The sequence below is a fragment of the Metabacillus halosaccharovorans genome (genome assembly GCF_002019635.1).
GTDB classification, from domain to species: domain Bacteria; phylum Bacillota; class Bacilli; order Bacillales; family Bacillaceae; genus Metabacillus; species Metabacillus halosaccharovorans.
On sequence record NZ_KV917372.1, the window covers coordinates 1,641,451 to 1,663,840 of the forward strand.

Consider the following 22,390-nt stretch of genomic DNA (forward strand, 5'->3'; position numbering starts at 1 on the left):
TTATGTTTGTGGATAAATTAGTTAAGTTGTGCTATAACATCCTTTCTTTTACGACATAAATTAAAATAACTTCTCGCAAACTTTCTTATTTAACCGGTAGGTGCAAACGCTTAATTTTACAGGGATTTTTACTTCCTATCCGGTATTTTGTAATGGACACTCTAGTAAGAAAGTGGGCAAAAATGAATATTGGGGGAAATACAATGGAACATGTAAACTTTGGAGAAAATTCAGGTCTTTCTTTTGAACAAACAGGACAAACAGATGAGTTGTCTTTTGTAGAGTTATTAACTGAAGAACTAAGTGAATTACTTGTTGATTTAGATCAAGAGGATCAAGAACTTACATTAGGATTTGCTGAAGAAGAGGCGGAAGAGGAAGATTACATCGACGATGATGATGCTGACGATGATGACGACGATGATGACGATGATGACGACGATGATGACGATGATGACGATGACGATGATGACGATGATGACGATGATGACGATGATGACGATGACGATGATGACGATGACGATGATGACGATGATGACGATGATGACGATGATGACGATGATGACGATGATGACGATGATGACGATGATGACGATGATGACGATGATGACGATGATGACGATGATGACGATGATGACTAAAATAACATATTCTACTATATAATAATAAATCCCTATTTTCATTAAGTACTAACCTTAAAGAAAATAGGGATTTATTGTATATGATAAAAGTTATGATGAGAACTTATCAAAAGTGTGAAACCGTCCACCAGGAAAAATATCATTTTACCTGGTGGACGATGTTTCACATAATTAGCTTATTCAGAAGGTCTATTTAGTAGGTTTTCAAGAGATGATTTTGCAGAAGTCCTGATCATGTCTCTCAGTGCTGCTTTTAATGCATTTTTCTTAGCCTCTCTACTAGTTCCATTACTTTCCTTACTTGCTTCAGTTTTTGTCATGTCATTTTTATCGGTTGCTTTAATAATTTGTAACAGCTTATCCGTCGTGCCTTCCGTAGTTGAAAGACGAGAATTTGCTAAAGAAGATCTAATCATATCTCTTAAATGAGCTCTCAGCATGTCTTTCTTGCTATTTACTACTGGTGACGTATTTTCTTCCTTACTTGTTTCTGAATTTGGAACATCCTTTTCTTCTAGTTTAGCTGATTGATATACTGGTACTGGATTACTCACTGTCTCATCATTGCTTTGTACTTGTAAAGATTCAGGGGTGTCATTAATTGGTGATTCAATTGTTGGTAATACTTCAGGTTGAGATACACTTAGTGGGGCTTCAAACGATTTTCTCCAAACTTCAAGTATGTTAGAGGCGACCCTATCCCATTGATATAAGCTTAGTGCATACTCTCTTCCTTTTTCTCCCATTCTTTTCATCAAAGAACGATTCGAAAGTATTTGAGAAATCTTCTCTACAAAATCACCTGGATTTTCCGGATTTTCTACCACAAGTCCATTATCGTTTAAACTGATAACCTCGGCATTTCCTCCTCTTGCAGTTGTTACAATCGGAAGTCCTGCTGCCATCGCCTCGTAATGAACCCGGGCGAGCGGCTCCTGCCAAACAGATGTACAGACGAATAAATCTGCTGCCGCAAACCAATTTTGGATTTCACTAGGGGCAACAAATCCCGTTGTTACTACTGGTATAGGCAGTTTATTAGCTAAAGCCCTTACATATGCTACATAGTCAGTCACATCATTTTGACTGAACCATTTACTTCCAACAATAACAAGGGCTAAATCTTTATATTTTTTTGATAATTCCGGTAAAGCCCTCACCAACCTATCTACACCTTTATTGTTGGAAAGTCGCCCGGCAAACAATAACACAGTTTTATTTTCTAAACCATTTGCACTTCGAAGCTCTTGACGAATTTTTTGCATTTTTGGATGATGACCTGGGAGAAAACGATCCGTATCAACTCCGGAATAAATTGTATGAAGTTTAGATGCCGCCTCCGGATATAATTCTCTTATTACATTTCCAACATAATTACTTATCGTAATAATGTTCGTCACTTCATTTATGACTGCCTTTGCTTCTTCAGGATTAATTTTTTCTGGTGAAAACATATCATTATGCATGCTAAGAACAATTTTTGCATTTGGTGATACTTGTCGGACTGGAAGAACTAAGCGGGGGCGATTAAAGATATGAATAAGATCGAATTGGTTGGCTTCAACATACCGGACCACTTCTTCTCGGTAAACCTCCAATATTTTCCCCGGAATCCGCTCGTATTTTATGCCATCAATTGTTTCTTGATCAGGAAGAGATGGATCATTTACTCCTAAAACTGTAATATCATGTTTGTTCCTTAAATGAGGGAGGCTGCCGGCAATATAGGTTTGAATGGCTCCACCAAGTACGGGAGGTACAGGAAGCTTTTCAGTACAAATCATTAATATTTTCATCTTATTCTACTCCCTTCCAATCGTCTTTTATTTCCTCGAGGATCGGCCATTTTGTTTGGTCAGTATCAACAATTGTTTGAATCATCGTAATTACAGCTGGATCATTTAAGAAAACTTCAGGTTCATAAACGACTTCCTTTATATTTTTGTAAAATTCATTTGGTAAAGATAAATCGATCATTAAGATATTGTACAGGTCTTGAGAAATCGGATTTGCTTCATGATAGGCTTTAATCATTTCTCTAATCCATGTAGCATCCCATCTAAATAAGTCTGCCATCGTACCTGTAATTAATTTTCTTAAGTCACGGATGGGAATATCATAAGCTACACCATCTAGGTCAATTATCCACATTCCATTGGAACCCATTTGACCATTTGACCAACCATAGTCTTGGTGAACCAAGCCCCAATATTCATTACCTAGATTTGCCATCTCCAAATAATTAGATTGATTCAGCATTTCAACGCTTCTTTTTGCCTGTTCTTCAAATTGATCAACAACATTTAAAATATGGGCACTTGCAGGTAGATCTTCATATGCCTTGGCAATATTTCGAAACCAGTCCATCTTATTAACCATTTTTTGATAATTCTTAGGCCACTTTAACACCCTTGAGGCAATTTCAGCTTGAGGTGGCGGAACATAGCCTTTCGTTAAAGCATGGAATTCACCAAGAGCATGACAGAGATGTTTTGCTCCTTCCAAATCTTTTGTAACAGGTACTAAAGACTCAATCCATTCGGCAACAAACCATAATTTGCCGCCAGCCTCAACATAATTTTTTCCATCCTTCGTTTTTACAATTGCCGGTACTCTTGCTTCCTTAACATCTACCAGATATTCCTGAGCACCTAGGCTAAACATACTTCTAGTAGGTCTGCGGTGTAAAAGTTTTATACTTTTGGGTCCTGCGCTAGTTTCTATTTTCCATATTGCGCCGCCTTTATCAGGCTTTGTCGTAACGATTTCAATACTTTGTACTGAGAAATCGTAATGTACTAGGACATCTTGTGCCATTCTTTCAATGTATTCAGGAACGTAAAACTCGTGTTGGGTAAGTTCATCTACTTCCCATGGCACAATTAGCTGCTGCTCCATGAAAACCCCTCCTTTAAAATAACAAAGTCATTTCTATCAGAAAAATGTAAAGATCATTGCATGGTTAACTTGTTCATCTAAAATGTAAATCTTATTGTTTATGGAAAAATAGGTGAGTTTCAATTCTTGATTCCTAGAATGATAATCAAGTAATTAGACATTAGGATATAGTTCTAAAAGAGAGTGTTGGATAAAAGATTGAAGTTTCCACTTTTCATTAGTCGTTTTATTTTATTCCTCTGAAGAAATATACTTTTTATTAAGCTATGTTTGAAGAAAACATTTGTATAGGACAGCTCACCCAAGTCTATATGATATTGTTACATGTATTTTTAGTACTTTTACAGATTTGATGGGAATTTTTTTAAAACCTAAGCGAATCTCTCAAACAATTTAGGTTGTTTTACAATATGAATATAGGAAGGAAATAATTTTTATGAGGGAGAGCTAGGTATGAAAATCAGAAAAGCAATCATTCCTGCAGCAGGATTAGGAACACGATTTTTGCCTGCAACCAAAGCCTTACCGAAAGAAATGTTACCCATCGTGGATAAACCAACCATACAATATATAGTGGAAGAGGCTGTTGCATCTGGAATTGAAGATATTATTATTATTAGCGGTCGTGGAAAACGTTCAATTGAGGATCATTTTGATCAATCATATGAACTGGAAGATGCACTTATAAAAAAGAATAAACAATTACTATATGAAGAAGTTCATAATATCTCAAGCTTGGCTAATATTCATTATATACGCCAAAAGGAACCAAAAGGATTGGGACATGCAATTCATTGTGCGAGGAGTTTTATAGGTAATGAACCTTTTGCCGTTCTTCTAGGGGATGATATAATTAAGTCGGAAAAACCATGTTTAAAACAATTAATTGATGTTTTCAATCGATATCATTCCTCCATTGTCGCCGTCCAGGAAGTTCCTGATGAAGATGTCTCAAAATATGGCATTATTAAACCCAAAGGGAGCAATATAGATGATCACATCCGTGCTGTTGATTCTTTAGTTGAAAAGCCTAAAAAAGAAGATGCTCCGTCACGGTTGGCCATTATGGGGCGTTATGTTCTAAGACCGGAAATTTTTGATGTATTACAAACATTGTCACCTGATAAAAGCGGAGAAATTCAATTAACTGATGCCATCAAAATATTAAATGAGACACAGGTTGTTTACGCTTATCAGTTTGAAGGGGAAAGATATGATATAGGACATAAAGCAGGCTTTGTTCGTGCAACAATTGACTTTGCATTAGAACGTGAAGATTTACGGGATGATGTGATTCAATATTTAAAGAAAATTGTTGCTAACATTGATAAATGACAATAATATCTTAGACTGTAGGCATTGTAAATGTTATGTTTGCTACAGTCTAAGTAGTTTTAAAAGAACTTTTCTGTGGTGAAATATTTTAAGCACAATCTATAAAACTTTAACTTTGATCAAGACATCCAATTTGTATGGAAAACTCCTTCTTTATCAACACGTTGATAGGTATGTGCACCAAAATAATCGCGTTGAGCCTGCAGGAGATTAGCTGGCAATGTTTCACTGCGATAACTATCGAAGTATGCAATTGCGCTTGAGAAAGCAGGTACAGGTATACCTTTTTGTACCGCTAATGAGATGACTTTACGCAAAGCTGTTTGATAGTTTGCAGCAATTTCATTAAAATACGGATCTAATAACAAGTTTGCTAATTGTGGATCACGATCATAAGCATCTTTAATTTTTTGCAGGAATTGAGCACGAATAATACATCCACCTCGGAAAATCATCGCGATATCTCCATAACTAAGATTCCACTCATATTCTTCAGACGCAGCTCTCATTTGGGCAAATCCTTGTGCGTATGACACAATTTTACTTAAATATAGAGCTTCACGTACAGCTTCAATTAGCTCGTCTTTATCTCCATTAAACGCAGCAGCATCAGGACCTTTTAATAGTTTACTAGCTTTTACTCGTTCTTCTTTCATGGCAGATATAAAACGTGCAAATACTGATTCTGTAATGATTGGAAGCGGAGTTCCTAAGTCTAGAGCATTTTGACTTGTCCATTTACCAGTTCCTTTTTGACCTGCTGTATCAAGAATAACATCTACTAAAGGCTTTCCAGTTTCTTCATCAATCTTAGTAAAGATGTCAGCTGTAATCTCAATAAGATAACTGTCCAGTTCTCCTTTATTCCACTCAGAAAATACCTCATGAAGCTCTTTTGCACCTAATCCCAGTACATTTTTCAAAATGAAATATGCTTCACAAATTAATTGCATATCACCATATTCGATTCCATTGTGAACCATCTTTACATAATGACCCGCGCCATTAGGTCCAATGTATGTAACACATGCATCTTCATCAACTTTTGCAGAAATCGCTTTTAAAATTGGTTCTACAAGCTGATAGGCTTCCTTTTGACCACCAGGCATAATAGAAGGTCCCTTAAGTGCTCCTTCTTCACCGCCTGATACACCTGTTCCTATGAAGTGAATACCTGTTGATTCCAATTCTTTATTACGTCTAATTGTATCTTGGAAGAACGTATTTCCACCATCAATTAAAATATCATCTTTTTCAAGGTATGGCTTTAAAGATTCAATTGTAGCGTCAGTTGCACTACCAGCCTTAACCATTAACAATATTTTACGTGGTGTTTCTAATGATTGAACAAATTCTTCAATCGTTTTCAAGCCTACAAAATTTTTCCCTTCTGCTTCGGTCTTTAAAAATTCCTCTGTTTTTTCATAAGAACGGTTGAAAACAGATACTGAGTAGCCTCTACTTTCAATGTTTAGCGCAAGATTTTTCCCCATTACGGCTAAGCCGATTACACCAATTTGTTGTTTTGACATTATTTTTTTCCTTTCTAAATAAAATCTTAGTTTTCAGGTAAAAAGTTATCACTCAAATAATACCTTCAAATTAATTTGTTTTGTAAACTAATTAATAATAGAAAGATACCATTTAATATGGTGTTGTGTCAATATAACGAGGATAAACGTTATTAAAACGCTACAGACAAATCGATAAATTTCAGTACATGAAGGCGTGTTTCCCTCCTTATTTTGGGCCTTTTATGTATTTTATTTCTTCTTAGAGAATTGTTCATTAAAATTTGCTAGTTAGGAACGTAATTCTATATGAATCTACATACTAATAATTCTTATTGTAAATCACTTTTAAAAGATATTCTTGCTAACCATGGATGGTATGTGAAATCATTGGAAAAAATACACTTGAAAGGGGTGTCAAAGATGAAAAAGCAAAAAAACTCAACTGAACAACCAACAATTGCAGAAGGAATGAATACTGAGGATGAATTGCAACAAGATGCCAGCTCTGAGGAAATTTCTAAAGGAGAATATACGAATGTAACGACTCTCTCTTTAGATGAAAATGATCCAAGCTAAATAATATATGATTATGAACCTTTACACCGTTATTTTTAACGGTGTTTTCATTTACTTTTTCATATCCCGATAAAGAGATATGACTATTTAGTAGAAGAAAAAACTAAATTCTCTCTGTAGTTTTTGTTTCTTATTAAATGTGAATTCATATAAAAAAACGTCTTAAATCCTCATTAGAAAGGATTTAAGACGTTCCTTTTGTTAAAAAGTTATTTTACAAAGCTACAGTATATCCTTTAGCTCCCTTTTTCACTTCTTCTCCATTTACATACAACTTACGTTCTTCATTTTCAGGTAAATAGAAGTTAATCGATTCATATGGAAGCTTGTATTCTCCATCAATCTTATAATTAACATCTATTTTCTCAGCATCTGCATTCATTGTAACAGAAACGATTGTATGATTTTCTTGATAGTTAGCTGAAACACCATCATCCTCATAAAGATTATAAGACGTACTACCTGATTTCTTGTGTGGGAATAACCAGAATCCTCGTTCATCCTTCTCTTTATTTTGGAATGTAGAATCTGCATCATTAATTGGAATAATGCTTCCTCCTTTAATTAATAAAGGATTATATTCTAATGGTGCTGGAACCGTAACAGCCTGACCGCCTTCATACCATACAGATGTATGATAATCATACCAACCACCTTCATATGCTGGCAAATAGACAGTTCTTTCTCGTTGCCCTTCTTCAACAACTGAAGCAACAAGCATAGATTCACCTAACATGAAATCATCATTTTCTTCAAATGTTTTTACATCTGATTCAAATTCATAAAAAGTCGGACGAAGGATTGGCTCATACTTTTCATGTGCATTGTATAAAGCAGTATAAAGGTATGGTGTTATTCTGTGGCGAAACTTGATTAAATCTCGGATCGTACCAGTTGTCTCTTCATACATCCAAGGAACATTAACTGATTTGTCATCATTCCATGAATGAATGGTAAAACGCGGATGGAAAATTCCGTTTTGCACCCATCTAACTAATAATTCCGGTTCTGGAGCCGGCCCTGAGAAGCCGCCAATATCATGTCCAATATTATAAATACCTGACATGCTTAACCCAAGTCCCATTTTGATATTGTATTTTAGGGATTTCCAGCTTGTATAGTTGTCACCAGACCACGTTTGCACGTAACGCTGCATACCTGGGCTTCCTGATCTGGAAATTAAATAAGGTCTAATGTCTGGAGCGAATTCTTTTTGTGCTTCGTATGAAGCTTTCATCATAAGAAGCGGCTGCAAAGAGCGCACAGCTTCAAATTTAATTCCCTCTCCAAATCCATCACATTGTGCATCTTTAGACCAAATTTCGAATTCATTATTATCATTCCATGTGGAATCGATTCCGTATTCAAGCAGCTGTTCTGTTACTTTTTGCTTCCACCAATTAACAGACTCTTCGTTTGTAAAGTCAACATATGCGCCCACTTCATCCCAGAACTGAGACATTTCCGTATTTCCATCACATGATTTAATAAACATCTCTTTTTCATTCAACTCACTGAAAAGAGGGTGATCCTTTAATAAAGCAGGTTTAATATTCGCACAAAGCTTAACCCCTTTTTCATGGTAGTGATTAATAAATCCTTTAGCATCTGGAAACTTATCTGTATTCCAATTGAATACGTAACGCTTATCTTCTATAGATGTATATCCTGAAGATAACTGAAATGAATCACAGAGGATGTCATGCTCTTCACACTCTTCAATAAACTTATTCAATTGTTCCTGAGCATCTGGAGCATCCGTATAAGTCATTGTTGAACCTGAATATCCAAAACTCCATTTAGGAGCAAAGATGGTCTTACCAGTTAGCCAAGAATACTTTTTCACTACATCCTTAACTTCAGGTCCTAAAATGATATAGTAATCTAAATCTCCATCCATAGATTGATAGTAGCGGTACCAACCGTGATAGTTGTCCATTTCATTACCCATATCAAAGATGCTTTGTGCCATATTATCGTAGAAAATACCAAACGAAATGCCTGTTTGCTTGCTTCTAGTAATATAAAAAGGAATATGTTTATACAATGGATCTGTATGTTGAGCATCATAGCCCATTGGATCAATACTTAACATTCTATAACGTTTACCGTATCGATCCATATCTCCGCTTTTTTCACCTAGTCCGTAATACTGTTCATCTTTCGTCCGTTGGAGATAATGAAAAATCCCCTCTCCCAATGAACCGTCAAAATTATAGGCTTGTGTTGTACGGTCAGCAGCAATTTGCTTTACATTTCCTTCACCATCTTTGGAGAACCATGTAATTTTAAATCCATCTAAATCGATGTCCAATTTTAACAATTCTGTCTCAACTATGCAGACCCTTCCATCATTCCGAAACGAATATTCCGGTAAGGAAAATGGTGATAAATCCAGACGGTCTCTTCCCTTTAGAGGCACATCATCCATGCCTGGAGCGACGAGCCATGTATTTTTCACTTCCAACTGATCACTTTTGGTCATCAATACTCGTATCATATCCTGTTCTAAAACAATGATTCGTGCTAGAACATCAGAGTTTTCTAAACTAAAAGATAATATATTATTCTTTTCTTCTAAAAATTGAAATTGATATTTTTCTCTTAATGACATAGTCTCACCTTTTTCTTTATGTTGTCAGTTATTTATGTTGTTTCGTCCAATTAGTGATTAAACTAGAACATTAATAGCCAAGTAATCTTGGTAACACCATACTAATTTCCGGTATATACGTTACAAGAAGCAATACGATAATTATTACAATATAGAATGGTATAAGTGGTTTAATAACATCTTCCAGATCTAAATTAGCAATACTTGCCCCCACGAACAACGCACTTCCTACCGGAGGTGTAATATTTCCAATACTCAAGTTCATGATTAACATAACTCCAAAATGAATCGGATCCATTCCAAAGCTCGTTGCAATCGGTAAGAAAATTGGTGTAAAAATTAGAACGGCTGGCGTAATATCCATGAATGTCCCGATAATTAACAAGAATATATTTATGATTAATAGAACAATAATTGGGTTATCTGAAATCCCCATAATAATTTCACTTATCGCCGTAGGTATGCCGGTAAATGCCATAACCCAGGACATAATTGAAGATGCTGCAACAAGAAGCATAATAACAGCTGTAATTTCAACTGTTTCCATGATGATTCTCGGCATGTCTGAAATCTTAACTGTACGGTAAATCAACGCTAATAAAAATGTATATGCAACAGCTACAGCTGCAGCTTCAGTCGCAGTGAAAATACCACCTAAGATTCCTCCTATAACGATAACTATTAACAATAAACTTGGAATTGCATCTAAAAATGTTTTAAACGCTACTTTAAAAGAAACTCTTTCTGATACAGGGTAATTTCTTCGTTTCGCAATAATAAAACCAACAACCATACATGCTAATCCCCATAAAATCCCTGGAATATAACCCGCAATAAACAGAGCAGCTACAGAAGTTCCACCACTTACTAGAGAATAGATAATCAATGCACCACTTGGAGGAATAATAAGACCAGTTGGTGCAGAAGCAATATTTACAGCAGCTGAAAATTTAGGGTCATACCCTTCTTTCTTTTGTAACGGTCCAATTGTACCGCCAATTGCTGCCGCTGCTGCTACAGAAGAACCGGAAAGAGAACCAAATAACATGTTCCCCAACACGTTTGCATGACCTAGTGACCCCGGCATTCTACCAACAAGCACTTTCGCAAAGTTGATGAGACGCTCAGCAATTCCACCATTATTCATTAAGATCCCAGAAAGAATAAAAAAGGGAACAGCCAGCAACGTAAAACTATCCAGTCCTGTTACAATCTTTTGTGATGCCGTAAATATTGCCATGTCCCAAGGCAAAACCGAAACAATTGCAGCCATTGAAGAAATGACAATACTTACAGAAATAGGCACACTTAAAACAAGCATGAGTAAAAATACAATAATTAAGACAAGCCCCGCCTGTAATGCCATGAATGCTCACTCCTTTTTTCCTATATACCTAAAAGTTGTCGTTACGATCTATTCACCTACGACTGTGTGATTTGTTTTCGTAAAATAATCCTTAATATGAAGGATTAAATAAAATAAAAATAGAACCCCTGAAACGATAAGACTTAAATATAAATATTGCATCGGCATTCCTAATGCTGATGAAACTTGCCCAACAGCATTTTGATAAGCTTTTGTTCCACCGAATAGAAGAATAACCGCAATGAAAACAAGCACAAGCGCTTCAACAAGCAAGTTAAGGTAAAGTTGATATTTCTCAGGTACTTTCCGGGCAACAAACACAACAGCTAAATGTTTCTTTTTTCCGTATGCATAAGCTGAACCAACCATAGTCAGCCAAATAAGAGAATATCGTAAAAACTCCTCTGATACTGTACTAGGAGAATTTAATACAAAACGAGTAAACACTTGCCAACAAGCCACTAAAACCATAACGATCATTAAGGAGCATGTTAAAAATGCTGTCACCTTATCCACTATTTTTCTCACCAGATCGTCACCTTCTCTTTCAATATTTTGATAGGCCTCTTATTTCTGTTTATGAACTTGCCAGAAATTAAAGAGGCCTATTGTCTTCACTACCTATTTAAGATAGCTTTGAAAATCATCAAAGTATTTTGCATTGTTTTCATTTTCTGCTTTGTATGTTTCATGTAATGGCGCTGCAGCATCAATGAATGCTTTTTTATCAATCGTGTAGAATGTTACACCCATTTCTTCTGAAGCCTTGATTGAATCTTCAACTGCTTTTTGCCATACATCTTTATGACTTTCAGATGATGCTTTTGCCGCATCTTGAATTGCTTTTTGCTGATCTTCTGATAACTTGTCCCACATGTTAGTGCTTACAATTAACACATCAGGTACATATTGGTGTTCTGTATATGTGTAGGCCTTGGCAACTTCTCCATGTTTGTTGTTTGTTAGAGCCGTTTCATTATTTTCTGCCCCATCAATAACACCTTGTTGCAGAGAAGTGTACACTTCACCAAATGACATTGGAGTTGGCGCTCCACCCATTGCTTCGATCATAGAAATCGATGTCGGACTTTCTTGTACACGAATTTTCATACCTTTCATATCTGCAGGTGACTCAACTTTTTTATCAGCTGTATAGATACTGCGTTGACCTCCATCATACCAGCCAATAGCAACAAACCCTTGATCTTTAGTACCTTGGAAAATTTCTTGCACAGCTTCACTATTATCCATCACTTCATGATAGTGTTCTCTGCTTTGGAAAATATATGGAAGTGAGAAGATTGCATAGTTAGAATCAAACGCTTCCAATGCACTCGCACTTACTTTTGCCATGTCAAGTGTTCCTGACTTTACAAGCTCAATTACATCACGTTCTTGACCAAGTTGACCATTTGGGAATATTTCAACTTTCACACTTCCATCTGAATTTTCCTCAGATAGTTTCGAAAACTCCATTAATGATGTATGAACAGGATGATCTTCTGGTTGATTATGCGCTAAACGTAATGAAACAGATTTTGCACCATCACCTTCTGCGTTACTTCCTCCTGAACTATTTGATCCACATGCAGCTAATAATGATAACGATAGAATACTAGTTGCAGCAATTGAGAATATTTTTTTCATTTTCATAGATATTTCCCCCTAGCTTTCATGTTTATTGTCTAAAAATTCGACTGTCTGTAATCCTTTTCAACTACTTCCAAAAAATATTTGTTATAGAAGAAAGTCCTTTTTTCTAAAAAACGTTTTTATTTTAAAGATATAAAGGGTTTTCATTCCTTTCAAAACAAATATAACAACGTTGTTATTACATTAACTATGCTACATGATGAAAACCCTTTTTTCAAGTGTTTTTCGACAAAAAATTTATGAAAATATTATTGAAAGCGTTTGACATTTCTCTTTACACCTGTAAAAATATGAATATATATTTTAAATTTGTGATTATTAATAACAACATTAGCAAACGTTGTTATTGGAATATAAAAATAAATCTATAGTTGGTGAATTCTCATGACAATAACAATAAAGGATATTGCAAAACAAGTGGGTGTTAGTTACTCAACCGTATCGAAGGCACTAAATAATAGTCCACTTGTCAAACAGGAAACAAAAGATAAAATTATTAAATTAGCAAAAGAGATGGGCTATGAACCAAATTATGCGGCTCAAAGTCTTGTATCAAAACAATCAAGGGTTATCGGCTTAATTTGGCCAACCTTAGAACGAGTCGCCCCTTCTACTTTAATTACTAAGATTAATGAAGAAATTAGTAAACATAACTATTCAATGATCCTATCAATTAACTCAATTGAAGAATCAATAGAAATGTTTAAACGATTCCAAGTAGATGGAGTCATCATCTTTAATAGAGATAACTTTGAAATGCCAAAAACCTTTCCAATGCCTGTTGTGACTTATGGTGTTAATAAAAATAAGTCTATCCCGGTAATTGATGTGAATTATAGAGAAGCCATGCAAACAGCTGTTGAATACTTATACCATCTGGGGCATGAAAACATTGCTTTTCTCGGAGACTTTTCTTTTATTGATGAAAGACAAGTTGAAAAATATTACGGTTTTCAGCAAGCAATGGAAAATTTCAGTTTAAAATTAAATAGTCACAATTTAATCAATACAGGCGGACTTGATTGGTATGATGGCTACATGGCCACGAATCGCCTTTTAAGCTCACCGTTTCAGCCAACAGCTATTATCGGAACAAGTTATGACATAAGTGCAGGGATTGTACGTTCTTTAAGACAAGCGAATTATATCCTCCCTAAGGATATGTCTGTGATAAGCTATGATAATATCCCACAAATGGAAAACTTGGAAGTTCCATTAACAAGCGTTGGAGTACCTGTTGAGGAAATTGCTCAAAACATGGTGCAAACGTTGTTAAACTATATTAAGAATCCAGATACAGTTCCACTTAGTCAAACATTAACACCAAAAATTAACGAAAGAACTTCCTGTGCCAGAGCTGGAAATTTTCAATTAGGCCAATAAGAGAGAAGATGATTCCAGAAAGAGAAACCGGAATCATCTTTTTTCTTTTCGAGCATTTCAAGTATTCATTAATAATTTGAAACACCTGTCTTGCTGGAATCATGTCCTGTTGCAGCCTCAATTGCTACTTCAAGTTCCGCTGAGAACCTCTTGTTTTGGATATCAGTCCACCCAAATCGATCACTCATATATCGACAAACATCAGCTTTCCACGTTCTAACTGAATCAATATCAAATAACAGGTTTCCAGTTCTTCTAAAATAAAAGTCAACTGGCGTAGCTGCCATCTCACATTCAATTGCATAAATCAACTTCGCGAGTACAACTAATGGAAGTCCATACTTACTCGCTTCATTTTTCTTTTCTTGAAGTAATTCAAATACATCTGAAACATTTGAACCGTAAAATGACGCAAGATGTAGTGCCTCTTCTTTTGATAATCCAATATTTACCCCTTTTGCTGCTGCATCTTGAACAAATTTTTCGAATTTTTTCGAGCCTCCTACATCTCCTCCGGAAATCGGCAACTTCAAAGTTTGACACCCTTTAAAGCTTCTTCCCTCTTCTGATTGAAATTTCTGAGCAACAACATTCACAATAGTTTCTGCCATTTTTCTATAACCAGTTAATTTCCCGCCGGCAATAGTGATGAGGCCTGATTCAGATTCCCAAATCTCATCTTTACGTGAAATCTCTGAAGGGTCCTTCCCTTCTTCCAGAATAAGGGGACGTACCCCAGCCCAAGAAGATTCTACATCCTTTCTTGTTGCCTTTACTTCAGGAAACATATAATTAATAGCATCAATAATGTAATCAACATCCTCCTGAGTAATTTCCGGTGAAACAGGATCATCATGATAAAATGTATCCGTTGTCCCAACATAGGTTTTTCCATTTCTAGGAATAGCAAATATCATTCTTTTGTCTTCTTTTGTATCGAAATAAATTGCTTGCTTTAATGGAAAGCGGGACTGATCAATGACGATATGAACACCTTTTGATAAGATCAAACCCTTTCCTTTTTTAGATCCGTCTTTTTCCCTTAAACCATCTACCCATGGTCCAGTGGCATTAATCACTTTTTTAGCTCGAATTTCATATATTTCACCAGTTAACTGGTCTTCAACTACAACTCCTGTTACTTTGCCGGCTTCATAGAGAAAATCTTTAACTTTTGCATAATTTATTGCTTTTGTTCCTTTGTTAACTGCTGCTTTTAAAACTTCAATCGTTAGTCTTGCATCATCTGTACGATATTCAACATAGTAACCGCCACCCTTTAACCCTTCTTTTTTAATCAAAGGTTCTCTCTCTAGTGTTTCTCCTACATTAAACATCACTCTGCGTTCACTTTTTTTCACGCCTGCCAGGAAGTCATATACTCTTAGCCCAATAGATGTCATGAATTTACCAAAATTCCCCCCTTCATAAAAAGGAAGTAACATCCACTCTGGTGTTGTTACATGTGGACCATTTTCATAAACAATCGCTCTTTCCTTCCCAACTTCTGCTACTACTTTAAAGTCCAGCTGTTTTAAATATCTTAATCCTCCGTGTACCAGCTTTGTAGAACGGCTCGATGTACCAGCAGCAAAGTCCTGCATGTCTACTAAAGCTGTCGTCATCCCACGAGTTGTTGCATCCAGCGCAATTCCTGCTCCTGTAATACCGCCGCCGATAACTAATATATCAAAAGACTTCTCTGTTAATTCAGTAATAATTTCGTTTCTTTTCAAGTTAGATAACATTTATTTTTTCCTCCTTATGGACGTAAAAAAGAGACCACGAACAACATTATCCAAAAATAGATAATGTGCCGTGGTCTCTCCGTTTCTCAATACCGTTTATTAACTTGTTTATAGTATAACAGATTTATTTCTATTTGTGTATCTTTACTTACATTTATTATTAAAATACCATTGCCGCTTGAACTGCCTTTTTCCAGCCATCGTATAGCTCATCACGTTTTTCTTGTGCCATATTTGGCTCAAATTGTTGATCTACAGCCCACTGTGATTCAATTTCTTTTTGGCTCTCCCAATAACCGACAGCCAATCCAGCAAGGTATGCTGCGCCAAGTGCTGTTGTTTCATTGATAACTGGTCTTTCTACCAAAACATTTAACAAATCACTTTGAAATTCTAATAGGAAGTTATTTTTGACTACTCCTCCATCAACCCGGAGTGTTTTTAACTCAATGCCCGAATCAACTTCCATGACAGATAATACATCCTTCGTTTGATAAGCAAGTGATTCAATCGTTGCTCTTACAAAGTGCTCTTTACTTGTTCCGCGTGTTAGTCCAAAAACAGATCCCCGTACTTCACTGTTCCAGTATGGTGTACCAAGACCAACGAAGGCTGGAACCACATAAACACCATCAGTTGAGTCCACTCTTCTTGCATATTTCTCACTATCACTTGCTGAATTTAACATTCTCATGCCGTCTTTTAGCCATTGAATAGCTGCACCTGCAATAAAAATACTACCTTCAAGTGCATACTCGACTTTGCCGTTTATTCCCCAAGCGATAGTAGTTAATAATCCATGCTCAGATTCAACAGCTTTTTCACCTGTATTCATCAGCATAAAACAGCCTGTTCCATATGTGCTTTTCCCCATCCCCTTTTCAAAGCAGGCTTGTCCAAACATTGCCGCTTGTTGATCTCCCGCTGCTCCTGCGATAGGAACTTCTTCACCAAAGAAATGATATCCTACTGTATGTGCATAAATTTCAGAGGATGATCGAACCTCCGGCAACATTGAGGATGGGACATTTAGTATTTCCAATAATTCTTCATCCCATTTTAACTCATGAATATTAAACATCAACGTTCTTGAAGCATTACTAAAATCTGTTACATGTGCTTTACCACCGGATAACTTCCAAATAAGCCAAGTGTCAATTGTACCGAATAACAAATTTCCCTCTTCGGCTTTACTTCTCGCCCCTTCTACATTATCCAGTATCCATTTAACTTTTGTACCGGAGAAATAAGGATCAATTAATAGCCCTGTTTTTTTCCGAATGGTCTGCTCATAGCCACCTTGCTTAAGCTCTTCACAAATTCCATTTGTTTGTCTTGACTGCCAAACAATCGCATGATAAACAGGTGCTCCTGTCTCTTTATCCCACACAACCGTTGTTTCACGTTGATTCGTAATTCCTATTCCCTCTATTTGTTCTGCTCTTATATTTGATTCTGATAAGGCAGTTGCTATTACAGCAAGAACTGAACCCCAGATCTCATTGGCATTATGCTCAACCCAACCAGAATGCGGGAAGTATTGTTTGAATTCCTTTTGGGCCGTATGAACAATTTCACCCTTTTTATTAAATATTATCGCCCTTGAGCTTGTTGTACCTTGATCTAATGATAAGATGTATGTTTCCATCAATAATCCTCCTGCAATCTAAGTGAATATTTATCTTTCGGAGTTAAAATTCAATAAAAAAATTTGGTCCATCGCCAAGTCATAATGGCGAAAGCCTTAGTTTTTCTTATACTATCTCCTATAAAAAACTTATCCTTACTGATAGTAAAAAAAAGAAGATTCGGCAGAAAACACCCTATTTTTGGCATTTATCTGTGAATCTCCTAATCTCCGTCACACTTATTAACTTGTATAAAATTATATCTCGTTTATGGAAACGATGTCAATTGGTTTTTAAATTTACTCCTTATAGAACGATTATTCGCTCGTTACTCTCTATCAATCTCTTATAGCTTAATGAGTTCATCAACTTTCACCGGTTGACCAGTGCTAAGAGAGATGTTTCCGGCAATTCCAGTTAAAATCGACATCGCACCATCAACATGTGTAGCCGCACGATTGAATTCATCTTTTACAGGAGTTCCGAAGATATCTTGTAAAAGAATAGGGTCTCCACCTCCGTGTCCGCCTTTTCCTTCAATTACTTCTACTTCATAAGGCTGACCGAACATAGGCATGACCATAATCGATTTTTCTTGAACCTTTCCTTCCTCATCCTTGCTCCCGCCTGAATTAATATATGATTGCTCACGAATACGGACTTCAATTCTACCTTTTGTACCATTGAAGGACACCATATATCCTTCCCATGGAAGATAAGCATTTAAGGAATAATTTAGAATTGCCTTATTCTTATACGTTACCATCACACCTAGTGTATCCTCGATGTTTATTCCATCACCGAATACACTTTGATCTCGTTGATAGCCATCTTCTATTTCTGCATCCAAGTACATAGCCTTTAAATGCGGATTTCCTTCCAAGTCAATTGCGAATGGGTCTTCCTTAGCAAACTTGCTTCCATGTGCACGTTGATAAAATTTGGTTATACCTCTTGATTCAGCATTTTCTCGACCATAAAAACGTAATCCGCCGGCTGCATAAACCGTTTCAGGTGTTGTCCCCAGCCAAAAATTAACCAAATCAAAATGGTGAGTGGATTTATGTACAAGAAGCCCCCCGCTATTCCGCTTATCACGGTGCCATCTGCGGAAGTAGTCTGCACCATGCTGTGTATCCAATGCCCATTCAAAATTGACTGAGTTTACTTGACCAATCACATCATTCATAATAAGTTCTCTAAGCTTTGTGTTATGAGGAGCATAGCGGTAATTGAAGGCTACGCGAACTTCCTTACCAGTTTTATTCACCGTATCAATAATGGCCTGACATTTCTCCGCATCAACCGTCATTGGCTTTTCGGTAACAACATCACACCCAAGTTCCAATGCTTTTATAATGTACGTATGGTGGGTACGGTCAACGGAAGTTACCACCACAGTATCCGGCTTTTCCTTTTCAATCATCTGTTCGAAGTCTGTGTGTAAGTATGTGTTAATTTGAGGATGATCATATCTTTCTTCTAATAAACGGTTCGCATAATCCATTCTCGTTTGATTCAAGTCACAAAAAGCTACCAGCTGACATGTTTCCTTAAAGTCTCGCACAATGGCTCCGTAAAAAAACTCTGCTCTTCCACCTGTACCTACTAATACATATTTTTTCACAATAAAAACTCCTTATCTATTAATTTTATATGTCATTTCACTTTATTACTTCTGCTAGATTTTCATGCTACTCGTCTTTCGATTTTTACAATTTAATTGTTTTTGTCATAAGTTCATTCCAGTTCGTTCACATTTTTTAATGTGTGTGTGTCATAATCAAATGATTTTCCTTCTAATAGGCCAATTAATGTGTTCGTAACTTTGATTTCAATTTCATTTTCTCCAAGCTGAAGAATCGATGTTGGTCCTTCCCATTGATAAGGTGTCCAAGCTCTGACTCCAAGGGAATAGCCATTTACTATAACTTCTAGACAGTCATGAAAATTCCTATCTAAGTCACTCAAATGAAGAGTGAAATATTCAGTTATTGGAATATTTTCTAAAGATTCCTTCCGCTTCAATAATGTCTTTCCTGCGTAATAGGGATGCTGCAGAAGTGGTCCATGCTGAATAGGCGTCGATGTGTTTTGTTCAATTTTCGTCATGACTGGACGAGCATTTGAATCGAAAGTGACGCCAAAATGACCAAGTAAGTACAACGGATCAACTACTCCGTCAGCATCATGATGAAGTGTGACGTTAACTCGAAGTGTATTTTGACCCTTTTGCAGAAGGGCGGTAATATCACATGTTTGATTACGATGATCATATACGAACTGATTCTTAAACTCAGATACAGCCGTATTGTTTATCAATATTTGATACTCACCCGAAATTGCTTCTTGATCCATTAATAAAAAACAATAACCTGGCAGATACTCAATTTCAAAGACCTTTTCATAAGTACATGAAAGTGGGTATTTGACATTCATTTTCATAGGTGTACCAAATACTTGATGAAAAGCTAATGGAAGATTTTGCTGCTCAGAAAAATCTGCACATTGATCGATAAAGGTTTTTACGTGTACCTCTGAACCGGAATTAGTATATTGCGCTTCTTGATCACTTTTCACCTTTAGCTCAAACGTATCAAATCGTATAATATTATCTTGCAAGGGCTTCATTTGCCATGCTTCATTTGCTTTTACATTCCAAATGAATTGATCATTTCCTCTCTTTGTTTCTGCCTCATTTCCGTTTTTAATTCTAGTAATTTGAATTAAATGAGATTGGAATGGACTGAAATGTAATGAAACTTTTATGCTCTCTTCTTCCGTTTCCGCATGAAGCATATCAATTTGACCAGTTTCCAAATTTAATGCTTGAAACATATAATCATCCCCCTCGTCTAATGAATGATAATAAAGGGATGCTTTATGCTCTCCACCTTCTTGGTTACTCATAAACACAAGAATTGAATCATCCTGCAGAATTCTTTTTTCAACAAGAAAGCTTTTACTCTTATTCGCCGGTTCAAAAAGAATCTTCTCATGTAGAAACTCATTTAATAGAGTAAGCAGTGTTTGCACTTGTATTTCGTTCTTTGGTATAAAATAAGCATTGCCATTGCCTTTTATCCATTTTTCAGATTCAATAGATTGTGATTCCTCCGTGAAATAAAAAGTTTCCGTATTTTTTTCCAAGCCAAAAGCGTTCAGAATCTCAACAAATTGAAAATCATCTTGAATTCGTTCAAATGGAAGCAACCCATTGGCTATGACAATTCCATCATGATCAAGAAATTCCTTGATTTTTTCCCATGCTTTCATTTCAATATTAGAAAGTGGCGGTAGAATAAGAACTGAGTATTCTGCATTTCCAAGCTTTATTTTCCCATCTTCTACAACCGCTTCAGCTAGTAATTCCGGGTCTAAGTGATCATAATCTTTATGATGCAGTGTTAGTTGCTGACATAGTGTGGTCCAATCCTTTTTCAGCTTATTTAATCTATTTTCTTCTTCCTTCTCATCTCCACTATAATGAAAGCTGTGGAACGGGTTCCCCAAATGTGTCCATAAACTTGTTGTCGGATCAAGAACAGCAATGTTTCTCATGGGTTTACCGCAGCTCATTACATATCCAAGTCGTCCTGCGTAATCTCCTAACAAACGAAAGTGCTCCCAGTATGGATTTTGAAGAAATTGTGATGGTGGCGCATCATGCTTTTTCAATCCGTCTAATGTATAGAAAAAAGCATGGAAATTATAGAAATTAATTCCGAATGCTGCTAATCGATCTAACATCCACTTAGCATCCTGAAGTGTCATTGACCAACCAATACTATGGAAACATTCAATTAAGATACGTTCTCTTCCAAGCTGATTAGCAAGGGAACTGACTAATTTTGGATTTGCTCTAAAGCTTGTTCCATATTCATCCAGAATCCACTGTAAAGACCTGCCAAGCTTTTCATGAGCACTATCACCACCTGGTACATGGCTATAAGCTTGAGAGGTCATTCGAACAGACGGTACTTCTGCAACATATTGAATACCATGTTCTTCACACCAATCATGAATTTGCTTGTGATACGTTTTTCTTAATAAAAGATGGATTGATTGAAAATAATCATAGCGAACCTTAGCTGTTTCATCTGTTTGATCATCAATAAGAGCATGTAAATAATCTTTTAGATCATAGCCCTTTGTTTGTTTGAAAAAGGTTAGGAGCTGAGTACTCCAGGGGATTTTCCCCAATAAACCTGTTTCATCTGTAAACATGCCTTTTACCGTCTGACCAAATTCCTCACCTAGTTTCTTTGCATAGCGATTATGGGTCAAATTAATAAATGTTTTTATCGCCTCTTCATGACATGGATCAACAAAAGTTCCATAATACTTAAAATCATCAATTTCCACTTCTAAGAAACAATGAATCTCCCATTTACCTTTAGGAGCCTGCCAGTTTAATTTTTTCCGAGTTTGATAAGTAAAATAGCGTTTTTGATTGTAAGCTGTTAAACCGGTCTTTTGAAACACCTGTTCTGCCTGATAATTCCCGATATAATCTTCAATATTACAAGCTTGATCCCAGTGCCGCTTTCCTGTTGTCGGATCTATCGGAACAGCTCTAGCAGATAAAATTCGGCCCCATGGTAAATCAAGGCTGCAGGACTCTTCTCCCTCTACCTTTATATCTTTATGGACAAGTTGATATTGTTTGGCTTCCGGATGCTCTAATGTAACCTCTCCACCAGCTATTCCACTTGGATATGGATATTCATCATATAACCACACCTCAAGTTGAAATTTTTTCGCTGTTTCAACTGCAAACCTCACTTTTTCAAACCACTCTTCAGACAGGTAAGGAATCGTTAAACCTTGTCGTGGACATATAAAAAACCCGCCTACTCCTTTATCTGCCATTTCCTTAATCTGATGTTCTATTTCACTTTCTTCCATCTCACCGTTCCAAAACCAAAAAGGCTGAACACGGTAGGAAGACTTCGGGTTGAGAAAGTCTTGTTTCGTAAACACTGGATTACCTAACTTCGTTGGCACATTAGACATTGGTGATCCTCCTTCTCT

General features: G+C 36.3%; 15 protein-coding genes. 4 read left to right on the plus strand and 11 right to left on the minus strand.

Features of this window, described 5'->3' with window-relative positions:
* Window positions 1-203 precede the first annotated feature (203 nt).
* Complete coding sequence (locus tag BK577_RS26260; protein ID WP_180321232.1) at window positions 204-641, plus strand: hypothetical protein; 438 nt, start codon at window positions 204-206, stop codon at window positions 639-641.
* 176 nt (window positions 642-817) lie between these two features.
* On the opposite strand, the gene BK577_RS22165 is transcribed toward BK577_RS26260, so the two are convergent.
* Window positions 818-2,437, minus strand: coding sequence for a glycosyltransferase family 4 protein (locus BK577_RS22165; RefSeq protein WP_078434936.1), 1,620 nt, complete (start codon window positions 2,435-2,437; stop codon window positions 818-820).
* 1 nt (window position 2,438) lies between these two features.
* The gene (locus BK577_RS22170) at window positions 2,439-3,539 is read right to left on the minus strand and encodes a CotS family spore coat protein (RefSeq protein ID WP_078434937.1); all 1,101 of its coding nucleotides are present in this window, start codon (window positions 3,537-3,539) and stop codon (window positions 2,439-2,441) included.
* Between the two features lie 453 nt (window positions 3,540-3,992).
* On the opposite strand from BK577_RS22170, the gene galU reads away from it, so the two are divergent.
* Window positions 3,993-4,874: a UTP--glucose-1-phosphate uridylyltransferase GalU gene (galU, locus tag BK577_RS22175; RefSeq protein ID WP_078434938.1), complete on the plus strand. Its 882-nt coding sequence runs from the start codon at window positions 3,993-3,995 to the stop codon at window positions 4,872-4,874.
* Window positions 4,875-4,993: 119 nt separating this feature from the next.
* On the opposite strand, the gene gndA is transcribed toward galU, so the two are convergent.
* Window positions 4,994-6,406, minus strand: coding sequence for an NADP-dependent phosphogluconate dehydrogenase (gene gndA, locus BK577_RS22180; RefSeq protein ID WP_078434939.1), 1,413 nt, complete (start codon window positions 6,404-6,406; stop codon window positions 4,994-4,996).
* Between the two features lie 402 nt (window positions 6,407-6,808).
* Between gndA and BK577_RS26200 the strand changes: the two genes are divergently transcribed.
* Window positions 6,809-6,964 carry a hypothetical protein gene (locus tag BK577_RS26200; protein ID WP_169908442.1) on the plus strand — a complete coding sequence of 52 codons (156 nt, stop codon included), beginning with the start codon at window positions 6,809-6,811 and terminating at the stop codon, window positions 6,962-6,964.
* 214 nt (window positions 6,965-7,178) lie between these two features.
* On the opposite strand, the gene BK577_RS22185 is transcribed toward BK577_RS26200, so the two are convergent.
* From BK577_RS22185 to BK577_RS22200, 4 genes are all read right to left on the minus strand, one after another.
* Window positions 7,179-9,578: a glycoside hydrolase family 31 protein gene (locus BK577_RS22185; protein WP_078434940.1), complete on the minus strand. Its 2,400-nt coding sequence runs from the start codon at window positions 9,576-9,578 to the stop codon at window positions 7,179-7,181.
* A 70-nt stretch (window positions 9,579-9,648) separates the two neighbouring features.
* Window positions 9,649-10,944, minus strand: coding sequence for a TRAP transporter large permease (locus BK577_RS22190; protein ID WP_026559882.1), 1,296 nt, complete (start codon window positions 10,942-10,944; stop codon window positions 9,649-9,651).
* Window positions 10,945-10,992: 48 nt separating this feature from the next.
* The gene (locus tag BK577_RS22195; protein WP_245823555.1) at window positions 10,993-11,460 is read right to left on the minus strand and encodes a TRAP transporter small permease; all 468 of its coding nucleotides are present in this window, start codon (window positions 11,458-11,460) and stop codon (window positions 10,993-10,995) included.
* Between the two features lie 105 nt (window positions 11,461-11,565).
* Window positions 11,566-12,597, minus strand: coding sequence for a TRAP transporter substrate-binding protein (locus BK577_RS22200; RefSeq protein ID WP_078434942.1), 1,032 nt, complete (start codon window positions 12,595-12,597; stop codon window positions 11,566-11,568).
* Between the two features lie 384 nt (window positions 12,598-12,981).
* Between BK577_RS22200 and BK577_RS22205 the strand changes: the two genes are divergently transcribed.
* Window positions 12,982-13,980 (plus strand): LacI family DNA-binding transcriptional regulator, encoded by a 999-nt coding sequence (locus tag BK577_RS22205; RefSeq protein WP_078434943.1) that lies wholly within the window; start codon window positions 12,982-12,984, stop codon window positions 13,978-13,980.
* A gap of 68 nt (window positions 13,981-14,048) precedes the next feature.
* Here BK577_RS22205 and BK577_RS22210 read toward each other — a convergent pair whose 3' ends face one another.
* From BK577_RS22210 to BK577_RS22225, 4 genes are all read right to left on the minus strand, one after another.
* Complete coding sequence (locus tag BK577_RS22210) at window positions 14,049-15,728, minus strand: glycerol-3-phosphate dehydrogenase/oxidase (protein ID WP_078434944.1); 1,680 nt, start codon at window positions 15,726-15,728, stop codon at window positions 14,049-14,051.
* A 160-nt stretch (window positions 15,729-15,888) separates the two neighbouring features.
* Window positions 15,889-17,376 carry a glycerol kinase GlpK gene (glpK, locus tag BK577_RS22215; protein WP_078434945.1) on the minus strand — a complete coding sequence of 496 codons (1,488 nt, stop codon included), beginning with the start codon at window positions 17,374-17,376 and terminating at the stop codon, window positions 15,889-15,891.
* 326 nt (window positions 17,377-17,702) lie between these two features.
* Window positions 17,703-18,986, minus strand: a complete 1,284-nt coding sequence (locus BK577_RS22220; protein ID WP_078434946.1) for a Gfo/Idh/MocA family oxidoreductase — start codon at window positions 18,984-18,986, stop codon at window positions 17,703-17,705.
* A 110-nt stretch (window positions 18,987-19,096) separates the two neighbouring features.
* Entirely contained in the window at window positions 19,097-22,372 is a 3,276-nt protein-coding gene (locus tag BK577_RS22225; protein WP_169908443.1) for a glycosyl hydrolase, read from the minus strand.
* Between the last annotated feature and the right edge of the window lie 18 nt (window positions 22,373-22,390).